The sequence below is a fragment of the Synechococcus sp. Minos11 genome (assembly GCF_014279855.1).
Taxonomy (GTDB): domain Bacteria; phylum Cyanobacteriota; class Cyanobacteriia; order PCC-6307; family Cyanobiaceae; genus RCC307.
The window spans coordinates 580,265-593,563 of the sequence record NZ_CP047953.1; the positions used below are offsets into that span (position 1 = coordinate 580,265).

Annotated in this window: 16 protein-coding genes and 3 tRNA genes; 9 read left to right on the top strand and 10 right to left on the bottom strand. The window is 61.2% G+C overall.

Annotation, left to right across the window (positions count from 1 at the left end; all coding sequences use genetic code 11):
- Positions 1-11 precede the first annotated feature (11 nt).
- A tRNA-His gene (locus tag SynMINOS11_RS03200) sits at positions 12-84 on the bottom strand.
- A 41-nt stretch (positions 85-125) separates the two neighbouring features.
- Between SynMINOS11_RS03200 and SynMINOS11_RS03205 the strand changes: the two genes are divergently transcribed.
- Both SynMINOS11_RS03205 and SynMINOS11_RS03210 read left to right on the top strand, forming a co-directional pair.
- Positions 126-512 (top strand): DUF4359 domain-containing protein, encoded by a 387-nt coding sequence (locus SynMINOS11_RS03205; protein ID WP_186549813.1) that lies wholly within the window; start codon positions 126-128, stop codon positions 510-512.
- Complete coding sequence (locus tag SynMINOS11_RS03210; RefSeq protein ID WP_186549814.1) at positions 512-1,852, top strand: FAD-binding oxidoreductase; 1,341 nt, start codon at positions 512-514, stop codon at positions 1,850-1,852. Before SynMINOS11_RS03205 ends, SynMINOS11_RS03210 begins: the two co-directional genes overlap by 1 nt.
- Here SynMINOS11_RS03210 and SynMINOS11_RS03215 read toward each other — a convergent pair.
- From SynMINOS11_RS03215 to SynMINOS11_RS03225, 3 genes are read right to left on the bottom strand one after another with little or no spacing between them, the layout of a single operon-like run.
- Positions 1,832-2,302, bottom strand: coding sequence for a pentapeptide repeat-containing protein (locus SynMINOS11_RS03215; RefSeq protein ID WP_011935027.1), 471 nt, complete (start codon positions 2,300-2,302; stop codon positions 1,832-1,834). The genes SynMINOS11_RS03210 and SynMINOS11_RS03215 overlap by 21 nt on opposite strands.
- Entirely contained in the window at positions 2,302-3,504 is a 1,203-nt protein-coding gene (locus SynMINOS11_RS03220) for a bifunctional folylpolyglutamate synthase/dihydrofolate synthase (RefSeq protein ID WP_186549815.1), read from the bottom strand. The genes SynMINOS11_RS03215 and SynMINOS11_RS03220 overlap by 1 nt, the downstream gene beginning before the upstream one ends.
- 1 nt (position 3,505) lies before the next feature.
- Positions 3,506-4,678, bottom strand: coding sequence for an aspartate aminotransferase family protein (locus SynMINOS11_RS03225; protein WP_255445467.1), 1,173 nt, complete (start codon positions 4,676-4,678; stop codon positions 3,506-3,508).
- 22 nt (positions 4,679-4,700) lie between these two features.
- On the opposite strand from SynMINOS11_RS03225, the gene SynMINOS11_RS03230 reads away from it, so the two are divergent.
- Positions 4,701-4,782, top strand: a tRNA-Leu gene (locus tag SynMINOS11_RS03230).
- On the opposite strand, the gene murA is transcribed toward SynMINOS11_RS03230, so the two are convergent.
- Positions 4,780-6,081, bottom strand: a complete 1,302-nt coding sequence (gene murA, locus SynMINOS11_RS03235) for a UDP-N-acetylglucosamine 1-carboxyvinyltransferase (RefSeq protein WP_186549818.1) — start codon at positions 6,079-6,081, stop codon at positions 4,780-4,782. The genes SynMINOS11_RS03230 and murA overlap by 3 nt on opposite strands.
- 226 nt (positions 6,082-6,307) lie before the next feature.
- Between murA and SynMINOS11_RS03240 the strand changes: the two genes are divergently transcribed.
- The 5 genes from SynMINOS11_RS03240 to trpC all read left to right on the top strand — a co-directional run bounded on the left by SynMINOS11_RS03240 (position 6,308) and on the right by trpC (position 9,894).
- Positions 6,308-6,391, top strand: a tRNA-Leu gene (locus tag SynMINOS11_RS03240).
- A gap of 99 nt (positions 6,392-6,490) precedes the next feature.
- A complete protein-coding gene (locus tag SynMINOS11_RS03245; RefSeq protein WP_011935031.1) occupies positions 6,491-6,739 on the top strand; it encodes a hypothetical protein in 249 nt (82 codons plus the stop codon).
- Positions 6,726-7,565, top strand: a complete 840-nt coding sequence (locus SynMINOS11_RS03250) for a TrmH family RNA methyltransferase (protein ID WP_186549820.1) — start codon at positions 6,726-6,728, stop codon at positions 7,563-7,565. The genes SynMINOS11_RS03245 and SynMINOS11_RS03250 overlap by 14 nt, the downstream gene beginning before the upstream one ends.
- Before the next feature lie 8 nt (positions 7,566-7,573).
- Positions 7,574-9,001, top strand: coding sequence for a dihydrolipoyl dehydrogenase (lpdA, locus tag SynMINOS11_RS03255; RefSeq protein ID WP_186550667.1), 1,428 nt, complete (start codon positions 7,574-7,576; stop codon positions 8,999-9,001).
- Between the two features lie 8 nt (positions 9,002-9,009).
- A complete protein-coding gene (gene trpC / locus SynMINOS11_RS03260) occupies positions 9,010-9,894 on the top strand; it encodes an indole-3-glycerol phosphate synthase TrpC (protein WP_186549822.1) in 885 nt (294 codons plus the stop codon).
- 198 nt (positions 9,895-10,092) lie between these two features.
- Here the strand turns inward: trpC and SynMINOS11_RS03265 are convergent, their stop codons facing one another.
- The 4 genes from SynMINOS11_RS03265 to SynMINOS11_RS13110 form a co-directional block, all read right to left on the bottom strand.
- Entirely contained in the window at positions 10,093-10,359 is a 267-nt protein-coding gene (locus SynMINOS11_RS03265) for a hypothetical protein (protein ID WP_186549824.1), read from the bottom strand.
- Positions 10,331-11,578, bottom strand: a complete 1,248-nt coding sequence (locus SynMINOS11_RS03270) for a YadA-like family protein (protein WP_186549826.1) — start codon at positions 11,576-11,578, stop codon at positions 10,331-10,333. Before SynMINOS11_RS03270 ends, SynMINOS11_RS03265 begins: the two co-directional genes overlap by 29 nt.
- Positions 11,536-12,333: a hypothetical protein gene (locus SynMINOS11_RS03275; protein ID WP_186549828.1), complete on the bottom strand. Its 798-nt coding sequence runs from the start codon at positions 12,331-12,333 to the stop codon at positions 11,536-11,538. Before SynMINOS11_RS03275 ends, SynMINOS11_RS03270 begins: the two co-directional genes overlap by 43 nt.
- Before the next feature lie 78 nt (positions 12,334-12,411).
- Complete coding sequence (locus SynMINOS11_RS13110) at positions 12,412-12,771, bottom strand: putative 2OG-Fe(II) oxygenase (RefSeq protein ID WP_370586192.1); 360 nt, start codon at positions 12,769-12,771, stop codon at positions 12,412-12,414.
- Here SynMINOS11_RS13110 and SynMINOS11_RS12865 point away from each other — a divergent pair.
- On the top strand, positions 12,673-12,894 hold the full coding sequence (locus tag SynMINOS11_RS12865) for a hypothetical protein (RefSeq protein WP_255445468.1): 222 nt from the start codon (positions 12,673-12,675) through the stop codon (positions 12,892-12,894). The genes SynMINOS11_RS13110 and SynMINOS11_RS12865 overlap by 99 nt on opposite strands.
- Before the next feature lie 6 nt (positions 12,895-12,900).
- On the opposite strand, the gene SynMINOS11_RS03285 is transcribed toward SynMINOS11_RS12865, so the two are convergent.
- Entirely contained in the window at positions 12,901-13,299 is a 399-nt protein-coding gene (locus tag SynMINOS11_RS03285) for a hypothetical protein (protein ID WP_186549832.1), read from the bottom strand.

Here is a 13,299-nt window from a genome sequence, read left to right on the forward strand (position 1 = left end):
CCACGGAGAAGGGCGAGCGAGGGGATTCGAACCCCCGAATAGCGGCGCCACAAGCCGCTGCCTTAACCACTTGGCGACGCCCGCCGTGGAGACCAGAATCTACCAGCGGCCGGTTCTGCTCGAGCGTGCGTTTTTCCCTCCCTCTCCTGTTGCTGCCTGCAGCCGGTGCCTTGCTTTGGATCGGTAATCCTGGGCCTCAAGATTTCGCTGAATTTGCGGGCCGGGAGCTCAGCGAAAGGGGCATTCAGGAGTTTTGCCGCGATGGGGTGTTGCCGCTGATGGTGAACCTGATGGTGGACAACTGCCCTCGCCTGTTTCGCGATCAACGGGAAGCCCTCGGTGATCTGGCCTTGCAGCTGAGCCAGCGGCGCAATTTTGGTTTCTTTAGCCTCTACAAAACAGAGGTTGGGGCATCGGGTTTGTTGGCTCAGTTGCCCTTGCCCCGCTATTCCCTCGAGACCCTCGCCGTGGCTGGACAATTCATCGTGCTGCGCGCTGAGAGCGTGGATTGATGGGTCTTCGCGACCTCAGAGCTGAGCTGTCCCAGCTCGATTTGATTGATCAAGGGCCGCTGCTGCAGCAGCTCTCCCACGACCAATTCAGTTTTTCGCCTTCGTTGGTGCCGCGCCTGCAGCCCTGCTGCGCCGATCTGGTGGTGCGTGTTTCCAGCACTGCGGAGGTGGTGCAAGTGGCAGGTGCTTGCGCTCGCCATGGCGTGCCGCTCACCCCACGGGGGGCCGGCACCGGCAACTACGGCCAAGCCGTTCCTTTGGAAGGCGGCGTGGTTCTCGACACCTCGGCGATGCAGCAGGTGCGGCAGTTTGACCTCCTCAGCGGTGTGCTCACCGCTGAGCCGGGCTGCCGATTGCTCGAGCTCGATCGCTATCTGCAGCCCCAGGGTTGGGCCTTGCGTTTGGCCCCCAGCACCTGGCGCACCGCCAGCTTGGGGGGCTTCATCGCCGGCGGCTCCAGCGGTGTGGGCAGTGTGCGCTGGGGGCTCTTGCGCGATCCAGGCAATCTGCTGGGCCTGGAGGTGGTGACGGTTGAGCCGGAGCCGCGGGTGCTGCAACTCGATGCCGCTGCCGCCCGCGGGCTGAACCATGCCTATGGCAGCAACGGCATCTTCACGGCGATCACGGTGCCAACGGCGCCATGGCAGGACTGGCAAGAAGTGGCGCTGGTGGCAGAGAGCGCAGCGGCTGCCTTGGCCTTAGGGGAGCAACTCACGGCTGCGGCGTTGGAGATCGATGGCCTCTGTTTTTTGGAGCGGCGCTTGCTGGAGCGCATGCCCGCCCTGGGCAGCAGCCCTTGGCCAAGTGGCGATGCCCTGCTGCTGCTGGCGGCTCCGGCGGCATTGCCGCTGATTGAAACCATGGCCACCGCTGCCGGCGCCGAGCTCTGCTGGCAGCGGCCGCAATGGCCCCCCCGCGGCTTGCTGCTGCGTGAGCTCTGCTGGAACCACACCACCTTGCAGGTGCGCGCCAATGCGCCGCAGTTCACCTATCAACTGGTGCTGTTGCCCGATCCAGTGGGGCCCTTCATCGAGGCCATCGCGGAGCGCTGGCCGGGCTGGGTGCATTGGCATCTCGAGCGGGTGCGCCAAGGCGGACGGCTGCGCTGGGTGGGTTTGTTGCCCTTCCAATGGCGCGGAGAAGCAGCCCTCGCGGAGCTCAATGGGGCGCTGAAAGCAGCCGGGGGATTGGTCTTTAACGCCCATGCCATCACCGTGGAAGACGGCGGTTTGGGTGTGGTGGATGCCGATCAGGTGGCCGCCAAACGGGCCTATGACCCAGCCGGGCTCTGCAATCCAGGCAAGTTGCGGGGCTGGAGCTCAGGGGCAGTCGAGGCTTAGGCGCGTCTCCCCTTTGGCTTTGCGGCAAAGGGTGATTTGATCATCACGATCGAGCAGGGCGCCGGTGAAATCAGCACCCTCGATCTCGGCTTTGGCAAAGCTGCTGCCATTGGCCACCACGCCACTGAGGTTGGTGCCGCTGAGGTTGGTGCCGGTGAAATCAGCGCGGTCCATAAGCACATCGCTGAGATCGGCGCCGGCGAAGTTGGAGCCTGCAAAAGCCCCTTGGGTGAAGATCGCACCGTGCAGCTTGGCGCCGCTGAAATCAGCATTGCGGACCACGGCACCGGCAAAGGAGCTGCCCTCGAGATCTTGGCCGCTGAAATCAGCGTCGCTTTGGTTGGTGAGGGTGTAGTCGGTTTTTTCCAGATAGCTGCCGCTGGCCATGGCCGGTTGCAGGGGCCACAGCAGGCTGAGGTTCAACAGCAGCACAACAAGCAGGCGCAGCATCAGCCTTCGGCAGGGGGCTCCAGTGTGGGCCAGAGCTGGCCTAAGAGGTAGAGCGATCCGGCAATCACCGGTTCACAGGCCGCGGGCCAAAGCTGCTCGAGGGCCTGCTCAGCTGAGGGGCTGTCGTGCACGCCTGGGATCGTCAGCTCAGCGGCTTGCCAGCTGCGGCAGCCTTCGATTGGCACCATCCAGGCGCGATCCCCTGGGGCCATCAGGGCGCGAACGATGGCGGGCCCATCTTTGTGGCGCTGAATCCCCAGCAGCCAATGACGCGGTTGTCCCGGCGCCAGCTCGTTGAGTTCGCGGCGGAGTCCCTCAGCGGCTGGGGGGTTGTGGGCGCCATCAATGAGCACCGGCTGGCCGCGCCACTGGCGACGCTGCAGGCGGCCGCTCCACTGGGCCTGGGCCAAGCCTTGGGCCATGGCCTGAACACTGATTGGCCAGCCCTGGCGGGCCAGCTCTTGGGCCATGGCTAGGGCCACAGCGGCGTTGCTGCGCTGCCAACTGCCGGCCAAGCCCAGGGGAACCTCGGCGGCCAGCGGTTCCACCCAGTGCAGCTGGCAGCCCCGCTGCTGCGCCTGCTGCTCCAGCACCTGGGCCACGGAGTCTGGCTGCGGGGCGCTGAAAGCCACGGCCCCGGTGTGAAAGATGCCGGCCTTTTCGGTGGCGATCGCTTCGAGCGTGGAGCCAAGGTGTTCGCGGTGGTCCAGGCCGATGTTGGCGATGCCGAGCACCGGCCGGTTGGGGTGGCAGGTGGTGGCATCGAGGCGGCCGCCCAGGCCCACCTCCAGCACCGCTAGATCAACCTGGGCCGCGGCGAAATGATCCATCGCCGCCGCCGTGAGCAGTTCAAACGGAGTGAGTTGATGCTGTTGGCCCAGGGGCTGCCAGCGCTGCAATAGCGAGCGCAACTTGTCTGCTGTGATCCACTGATCGCCAATGGCGATCCGCTCACACCAACTGATCAGATGCGGCGAGCGATAGAGACCAGCCTTGAGCCCCGCGGCTTGCAAGATCGCCCCCAAGGCTGTGCAGATCGAGCCCTTGCCATTGGTGCCGGCCACTTGCACGGCAGGAAAGCGCTGCTCCGGGTGACCGCCAGCGGCCAGGGCCTGATGCAGGCGATCGAGACCTAGGTCGATGCCGCGGCGGCTGAAGGGTTCGAGCAGATCGCCCAGCTCGACCGGATCGGGCAGCTGCACGTCAGGCCGCGAGTTTGCTGAGGGCCTGATCCAAGCGCTGCAGAGCCTGGTTGATTTGGCGGCGGTTGATCACCAGGGGGGGCACAAAGCGCACCACTTGGCTGCCAGCCGGCACCAGCAACAACCCCTCTGCCATGGCGGCCTTGACCAGATCGATGGCGCTGATGCTGTCATCACGCAGCAGCAGGCCGCGAATCAAGCCCCAGCCCCGTTCACCAGCCAGCAGCTGCGGCCATTGCTGCACCCGTTGTTGCAGGCCCTGCTGCAATTGCTCGCCCCGTTGCTGCACGTTCTCCAGCAGGCGTCGCTGCTGCAGTTCGCGGGCCACGGTGAGGGCAGCGCGGCAGGCCAGGGGGTTGCCGCCAAAGGTGCTGGCGTGATCCCCCGGCTCGAAGACGGCGGCATAGTTTTTTACCGCCAGAGCGCCAATCGGGAAGCCACCACCAAGGCCCTTGGCGGTGGTGAAGGCATCGGGCTCAATGCCCAGCTGCTGGTAGCCCCAGAGGGTGCCGCTGCGGCCCATGCCCACCTGCACTTCATCACTGATCAACAGCAGTTGGCGCTCATCACAAAGCTGGCGCAAGCGACTGAAGAACGCACGGTCGCCCGGCAGGATTCCGCCTTCCCCTTGCAGGGGTTCCAGCAGCACCGCCACCGCGCGATCGCTGTGCTGCTGCAGCGCAGCCTCCAGGCTGGGGATGTCGTTGTAATCGAAGTAGGCAAAGCCCTCGGGCAGGGGCTCAAAACCGCGGTGGTATTTGGGCTGGCCGGTGGCTGTCACGGCCGCCAGGGTGCGGCCGTGAAAGCTGGAGCGGGCCGTGAGGATCAGCGGCTGGTTGATGCCGCGGCGGCTGTGGCCATATTTGCGGGCCAACTTGATGGCGGCCTCATTGGCCTCGGCGCCGGAGTTGCAGAAAAAGACCTGATCGCAGCAGCTGTTGTCTGCAATCCAGCTGGCTAGCTGCTCCTGCTCACCGATGGCATAGAGGTTCGAGACGTGCTGCAGCTTGCGCAGCTGCTGGGTTAGAGCCCGGCGCAGGGCCCGGTCGCTATGGCCCAAGGTGCAGGTGGCAATGCCGGCAACGCAATCGAGGTAGCGGCGTCCTTCGCTGTCATGAACCCAAACCCCTTGGCCACGTTCCAACTTCACAGGGAAGCGGCCGTAGGTGGCCATCACAGCGGTAGATTGATCCTGCGGGGGCATGGCGGAATTGGTAGACGCAGCGCACTCAAAATGCGCCGGCTTCGGCTTTGTCGGTTCGAGTCCGACTGCCCCTATCCAACGTCGTGACGCTCAATCGACGCACCCACGCTCCTGAGCTTCTCTTCCAGGCGGTCGTAGCCGCGATCGAGATGCTTGAGGCCTTGCACCAAGCTGGTGCCTTCAGCGGCGAGGCCCGCGAGCACCATGGCGGCTGAAGCGCGCAGGTCGCTACCGGTCACTGGGGCTCCGCTGAGGAAGGGAACACCTTCGATGAACGCTGTGTTGCCTTGGGTGCGGATGGCGGCGCCCATGCGTTGCAGCTCAGCCACATGCTGGAGCCGGTTTTCAAAGATCGCTTCGGTGATCACGCTGGTGCCCTCGGCCGTGGCCAGCAAGCTCATGAATGGCGCCTGCAGATCGGTGGGGAAGCCAGGGAATGGCTGGGTGCGCAGATCAACGGCGCGCACGCGATCGGCCGAAATGGTCATGCCGATCCCATCGGATTCGAGCGTGCAGCCAGCCTCTTCAAGCTTGCTCAGCACGGCGCCGAGATGCTCAGGAATCAGCGGAGTGATGCGCAGCTTGGAGCGGGTGATGGCACCAGCCAGCAGCAGGGTGCCAGCTTCGATGCGATCGGGGATCACCATGTAGTCGGCGCCATGCAGGCGCTCCATACCCACGATCGTGATCGTGGGGGTGCCTGCTCCGCGCACCTTCCCGCCCATGGCGATGATCAAGCCGGCGAGGTCCACCACCTCGGGCTCTTGGGCAGCGTTTTCAATCGTTGTTTCGCCGTCGGCCAGGGCGGCGGCCATCATCAAGGTTTCGGTGGCGCCAACGCTGGGGCAATCCAGGTGGATCTTGCCGCCGGTGAGGCGATGCCCGCGGCCTGGAACGACAGCTGAGACCACGCCGTGTTCGATGGTGACCTGAGCGCCGAGGGCTTTAAGACCTTTGACGTGTTCAACCACAGGGCGCGCGCCGATCTGGCAGCCACCGGGTAGCGGCACCCGGGCCACGCCAGTGCGAGCCAGCAGAGGACCGATGCAGAAGAAACTGGCCCGTAGGCCGTTCACCAGCTCATAGGGCGGTGACGACTGGTTGAGCCCAGAGGCGTTGAGTTCAACGAACCCGTCGCCCCGGTTCATGGTGACCCCGAGCGACTCGAGGATTTCGCCCATGCCCTGGATGTCCGAGAGGGCCGGCATGTTGCGCAGCTTGAGATCGTCGCTGCTGAGCAGGCAGGCGGCCATCAACACCAGGGCTGAGTTCTTGGCGCCGCTGACGCGAATCTCCCCTGCTAAGCGCCGACCGCCTCGAATTTCAAGGTGCGGAGTGAGAGCTTTTTGAGACGGCGCAAGAATGACGTTCATCGGCAATGTGGCCGTCTGGACCCACATCTTGACAATCGCAAGTGAGACCGTCTAGACGGCCGGCCGTTGAACTGTCTTGATTGGCTCACTTCGGGTGGGCTTTGGGGGCGTTCAGCCATGGTTTATGGTTGTCAGCTGCCAGCTCGGCGGGCTCGCAAACGCGTCCCGGTGAGTTCCTTTCTAAGGCTGATTAACCCTGCTCCTGCAGGGGATCTGGGTAACGCCAGCGGATGTGGCGGAATTGGTAGACGCGCTAGTTTCAGGTACTAGTGGTGGCAACATCGTGGGAGTTCAAGTCTCCCCATCCGCACTTCAATTAGTTGTTACCGATAACAACTGCTCTATAGATTTTGCTTCTTTTTTTTGGGGGCCATTCTTGGCATCCTGAAGAAGACAAGGGCATTTTTCAGTGATCGTCCTCAAAATCAGTAATGCCTCGGACGTTGTGGCCTCCAAAGTGGGTCGCTTCTTGGAGCGCTTAACTCCCGACAGCCTCGATGAAGCGAAGGTGGAGGAAGAGGTGATCAAAAAGTTGGTGGAAAACCTGCGCACCGAAGGCATCGAGGGTTCGGTGGCTTCGGTGAAGGGCCTGGATCTCAGCCCCGAAGGCATCGTGATGAAGAACGACATTCATCTGCGCCGCTTTGAGCAGATTTGACGGTCGCCCCGCTGATTTGATCAGCAGTCGCCGCAATCCCCTGGTGCATCAGGTGCGCGCTTTGCAGCAGCCGCGCGGCCGCCGCGAGCAGGGCTTGCTGCTGCTGGAGGGGACCCACTTGTTGCAGGAATGCCGCCGTCTTGGGCTGCCCTTAGATCGTTTGATCGCTACAACCCGCTGGCAAGAGCAACACCCAACGCTGCTGGGGTCTGAGCCATTGCAACCGGTCAGCCCTGAGGTGTTGCAGGCCATGGCCAGCACCGATAGCCCGGATGGGGTGATCGCCCTGGTGCCCCATCCAGCTCCTGGGCTGCAAGCTCCGTCTTGGCCGCAGGCCAAATCGCCGCTGCTGTTGGCCTTGGACCGCGTTCAAGATCCCGGCAATCTCGGCACGATCCTGCGCACCGCCCTAGCTGCTGGTGTGGATCGGGTTTGGTTGGGCGGTGGCGCCGACCCTTGGCAGCCCAAGGTGCTGCGCGCTTCTGCTGGTGCTGCCTTGGAGCTCTCCATGCAGCGGCTTGATGATTTGGCTCCTGTGCTGGCCATGGCCAGAGAGCGGGGTGTGGCTTGTTATGCCGCATTGCGCGATGGCGGCCAGCCCTACTGGCAGCCCGATTGGCATCAGCCCAGCCTGCTGCTGCTGGGAAATGAAGGCAGCGGCTTGGATCCAGCCCTGGTGCAGCAGGGCGTCACAGCCCTGACGATTCCCCATCACGCGGCGGTGGAATCCCTCAATGTGGCCGTGGCAGCGGGCGTGCTGTTACTGGAGCGCGTAAGGCAGGGGCACGACAGGAGAGAATCGGCGGCAACTGCGTTGGGCGCTTGACCGCGGCGATGGACTACGACCTGATCGTGATCGGGGCCGGCTATGGCGGCTTTGATGCAGCGAAGCACGCTGCTGACAAGGGCCTGAAGACGGCCATCATCGAGAGCCGCGAAATGGGCGGCACCTGCGTCAACCGCGGTTGTGTGCCCTCCAAAGCGCTATTGGCTGCCAGCGGCCGGGTGCGTGAGCTCAGCGATGGCGAGCACCTCTCTTCTTTTGGCATCACTCCCGGCACCGTTCAGTTCGATCGCCAGGCAATCGCTGATCACGCCACCCAGCTGGTGGAGAACATCCGCGCCAATCTCACCAAATCCTTAGAGCGTGCTGGCGTCACCATCGTGCGCGGCACGGCCGAGTTGGCCGGCCCACAGCAGGTGGCTGTGCGGCAGAGCAATGGTGTGGAGCGGGTGCTCAGCGCCACCGATGTGCTGATTGCCACGGGCTCCGATCCCTTTGTGCCGCGCGGCATTGAAACCGACGGACTCACGGTGTTCACCAGCGATGACGCCGTGCGCCTCGAAAGCCTGCCCCAGTGGCTGGCGATCATCGGCAGTGGCTACATCGGCTTGGAATTTGCCGATGTCTATACCGCTCTGGGATGTGAAGTCACGATGATCGAGGCCCTCGATCGGGTGATGCCCACCTTCGATCCCGACATCGCCAAGTTGGCAGGCCGCAAGCTGATTGAAAGCCGCGATATCGACACCCGATCCGGTGTCTTTGCCTCCAAGGTGATCCCGGGCAGCCCGGTCAAGATCGAGCTGATTGATGCCGGCACCAAAGAGTTGGTGGAAGTGCTGGAAGTTGATGCGGTGCTAGTGGCCACCGGCCGAGTTCCCACCAGTGCTGATCTCAACTTGGCTGCTGTGGGCGTTGAGAGCGAGCGCGGCTTCATCCCCGTGGATGACGGGCTGCGGGTGCTCGCTGGCGGCAATCCCGTGCCCCATCTCTGGGCCGTGGGTGATGTGACCGGCAAGTTGATGCTGGCTCACACCGCAGCTGCCCAGGGCGTTGTGGCGGTTGAGAACATCTGCGGCGGAAACCGCACCGTGGATTACCGCTCGATTCCAGCGGCCACCTTCACCCACCCGGAGATCAGCTCGGTCGGCCTCAGCGAGGCCGATGCCAAAGCCCTCGCTGCTGAGCAGGGCTTTGAACTGGGCAGCGTGCGCAGCTACTTCAAGGCCAACTCCAAGGCCCTGGCGGAGCTGGAGAGCGATGGCTTGATGAAGCTGCTGTTCCGCAAAGACACCGGTGAGGTGTTGGGCGCGCACATCTTTGGTTTGCACGCCGCTGATTTGATTCAGGAGGTGGCCAATGCCGTGGCCCGCCGCCAGTCGGTGCGCGACCTCGTTTATGAGGTGCACACCCATCCCACCTTGAGTGAGGTGGTGGAATCGGCCTACAAGCAGGCCGCCCACGCCCTTGCTGCTTGAGCCCCGCCATGGAAATCCGTCGCCGGCCGCCCAACCCCAAGGTGCGTGTGGCCCATCTGGAATACGCCGTCCCCCACGACGATGAGGCCCCGCGCCACATCCTCGAAGAGATCGTTTGGGAGAAAGACCGCGAAGTCGCTCAGGCCCGTGAGCGGGTGCCGCTCGAGAAGCTGAAATCCCAGGTGGCGGCCTTGCCGGCGCCCCGTGATTTCATCGCTGCGCTGAAGGCCAGCTGCCGTAAGCCGGCAGTGATTGCTGAGGTGAAAAAGGCCAGCCCCAGCAAAGGGGTAATCCGCGAAGACTTTGATCCCGAGGCCATCGCCAAGGCCTATGCCGCAGGCGGAGCGAGCTGCCTGTCGGTGCTCACCGATAAGCGCTTTTTCCAAGGTGGTTTTGAGGTGCTGGTGCAGGTGCGCCAGGTGGTGGATCTGCCCCTGCTCTGCAAGGAATTCATCCTCAGCCCCTATCAGCTCTATCAAGCCCGCGCCGCTGGCGCTGATGCGGTGCTGCTGATCGCAGCGATCCTCACCGATCAAGACATCAGCTATTTACTGAAAGTGGCCCGCAGCCTTGGCTTGCAGGTGCTGCTGGAGGTGCATGACGCCGCTGAGCTGGAGCGTGCGCTCAGCTTTGAGGGTGTGCAGCTGATCGGCATCAACAACCGCGATCTCACCAGCTTTGAAACCGATCTGGCGACAACAGAAACGCTGACGGCTACCTACGGCGAGCAGTTACGTCAAAGCGGCGCGCTGCTGGTGAGTGAATCGGGTTTGTTCAGCCGAGATGATCTCGATCGGGTGCAGAGCGCTGGGGCCGATGCGGTGCTGGTGGGTGAGGCCTTGATGCGCCAAAGCGATGTGCAGCAAGCCTTGGAAACGTTGATTAGCGGCTGATTCGGATCTGATTAGCCGCTATTGCCGTTGGAGCTCCAGCTTTAATTTTTCCATCCTGCTCTTTTCATTGGGAGTCAGGACATTGGGGCAGGTCTTTAGAACCTGGAAACCAAGCTCATTAGTAAAAAGCGCGGGCTTTTGTAAAGTCAAGAGTGTTGCTCACTCCGGCAATGTTGCCATTGTGGTTCTGAGTCAAAATCAAACCAAAGGCATTGCCAGCTCGGCGTAAGTCGGTGAAGAGAGATCTGTCATTGAGCCGCGGTAGGCAGTTTTTGTTGTGGAGAAACTCAGCAGCTCCTTGAGCTCTCGCTGCGACATTGGCTTTGAGGCTTGTTGGCTGTAACTGGGATTGGAGGTAACAAGCTGTAGCCCCGCAAAGATGGCTGATGCTCCAATGGTTGCCAGCGCTGACGGGGTACTCATCAAATCAAGATGATTAGTTGCTCGGTGCAGTGATGGAATCATCGCCGATCTTTTTGAGCAAAGCATTCAGCATTTGTTGCTGCTTGAGCAGCATGGCGCGCTGCTCAGCAATTTGAATGCCTTGCTCGTTGAGTTTGCCGGTTAGTTCATCCTCAAGCTGTTGCTTTTCTTCAGTGAGTTTCTCTAACGCCTCCATGGCTCTGGCATAGGCGGCTGCCAGTTCTGGCTCCGTTTGACCGTCTTCTGGTTGCTCGCGGCTCAGCTCAGCGATGGTGTCCTCTAGTTCTGCCAGGCGTGCCCTGAGCTCTTCGGTCTCTTGCGCTTGATTGGCGTGGACGGAGGTCTCAGCTGCTTTGGCTGCAATGACTGCAGGGGCTGTTGTTTTGGCCATAACAGCAGCAGCTTCACCTGCGCCTTGAGCGCCAGTGCTGTTACCCAGCTCAAACAAGCTGTTCCCTCCCATGTTCATGGTGGGGATCGCAGCTAATTCCGCTTGCTTGGCTTTCTTGGGCGCACCACCAAAGCCAATGGAGAAACCCAATCGGCCCATCGCTCCGTTATTCACCGTGTCGGTTGCTGTCATCGCAACACCGCCGTTAAAGAACAAGCGATTGGCAACTTTCGCGGCGCAACCCAACGAACCCGCGTATTGACCGCCGTAGGTTCCCGTGCCCACACCACAACGCACTGATTCGTCGGGCAGCAGCGTTGTCACTGGAACCGAGCCCATCGCAGCACTCAATGCTCCAACCGCTCCAATCGATGCCACCACCTGATCGGGGCTGTAGCTCGTGGTGCCTAGGGTGCCGTTTTGGTCTGTGGTGACAAAGCGCTTCTCACCTGGCTTTTGGTAGCGATCACCCACGAAACCATTGGGGTGCAAGCCAGGCAGGCTGTACGGGGAATACGCACTACCAATCGACACCTCAAATGGCCGTGTTGTGACCGCATTCATGCCGATTGCGGTGGAGCCAAACGCGCGCGCTGTGGCACCAGGGCCAAAGGCTGAGGCGTAGGCCACTTCTGCACTCGAATAAGCACCAACACTGAGGGTCTGAACTCCAAAGGCATAGGCACGGGGACCAATCGCTGTTGAACCCACTCCTGTGGCCCAAGCACCAGTGCCAAATGCTGAGACATTGGTGCCCTCTGCTCTCGCATCACTGCCATAGGCCATGCCATTGACGCCAATAGCCCGAGATGATGCGCCAAGAGCAACTACGTTCGTGCCCTCGGCATAGCCGTCGGTACCAATCGACACGACATTGGTGTTGTATCCAGTGCTTTGGCGCCAACACCAATGGCGATCACGTTGCGACCCTCGGCGAGGGCGTCAGTTCCGTCAGCAATCGCGTTGAAGCCAATGGCTCTAGCGTTTGTACCTGAGGCACTGGTATTCGGACCGTTGGAAGAGGCGTTAGCGCCAAAGGCTATGGCATTAGCTCCATTCGCATTGGCCATTGATCCGTAGGCCATTGAATTGGAGCCATTGGCCCGTGACGAAATACCTACGGCAATGGAGTTGACGGACTGCTGGTTATTTGAGGTCCCGGAAGTTTGAGCATTGAAGCCAATGGCGATGGAGTTAGCGCCGCCAGTTTGAGCTTGCATCCCCATGGCCATGGAATTACTGGCGATGGCCTTGGCTTGTGTTCCTGATGCAATGGCATTCTCTGCAGCGATATAAACCAGGGAGTTGTAGCCATAGGCATAGGAGTTCGTCGCCCCAGCCCAAATTCTTGATTCGGTACCGAACGCTGAGGCATTCCTGGCGCTGACGCTGGTGCCATTGCCGATGGCAATGGCACTGTCTTGATTGGCGTTGCTGTCATTGCCAACAGCAACGGATGAATCGCCCCCGCCAGAGGCAGCTTCACCAATGGCAACCGCATTATCCCCTGTTGCTGTTGCGCCTGTGGGCGCTGAAAAACTCTCGGCGTAAACGGCAAATTGCCCAAACGCCCACATGCCTCCCTGAAGGACCACCAGGGCCAATTTGAGGGAGGGATTGCGCACCAAAAGGTAGCGATGGGTTTAAGTCTGAGCAGTGGCTGAGAGTTTGCTTGGGAAACAGATGAACAGAATCTTTTTCTTTTATCTCGCTTGAGACCCGAGATTGAACGCTATTGATCTGCGTCTTTCCCCGTGGTTGTTGATCTCGACAGAGTGCTCTAGCCAAGCCGGGAAAATCAAAATGGACCCCACTTCTGCTTCCACGGGTACATCAACTGGCCCCAGCTGAATGTTGTTGAACATCGATCGCCCCGGTCTTGGATCTCGCAAAATCAGGCGTCCTGACTCTGCAGTGATGGCATCGAGATAGGCCACGCCACTCAGCAGATTGGGGCTGTGGTGATGGCAAACATGGTGACCGCCTGTTGGCAGAACGCTCAGCCAGCTGTCAAAGGCTCGGCGTGTGGGCTCCCAGCGCAGCTGCTGGCAAACAATCGACAAGCTGCGCTGAATGTCTTGATTGAGGACGCCAAATTCTTTGAGCTCATGCGGGCTGTCAAGCCTCCAGCCCTGGCGGGCCAAAGCGATGTGCCGCAAGCCTTGGAAACGTTGATTAGCGGCTGATCAGCGTTAAGGGGTCTCGCGGCGCTCTTTCATTAGAGCTTCGACTTTGTCGAGTGAGGATTTGACATTGGCCGGAACAAGCTCGGGACAGATGCGTGTGGAGGCGCGAGCGATGCGGAAGCTGATCAATTTGGAGAGCTTCCGAATTCGTTCATCTGTCATGTCAACGCTTGCCATGCCGGTGTCTTTGAGATGACTCATGGCGGCAGCCGAATTGGCCGTGTAGGCAGTTTTTGGATTCACCCCTGCCTTAAGCAAGTAGCAACTGGAGAGTGCCGATTGCGCAATGATGCTGCGTATTTGTCCTTCAGTGGCAGGTGAAAGAGGAGCGCTAACGGCAGCAGTAGTTTGAAGCACACCAAGTGTTACTAGTGCTAAGAACTTGGATTTTGCAAAGTAATACAT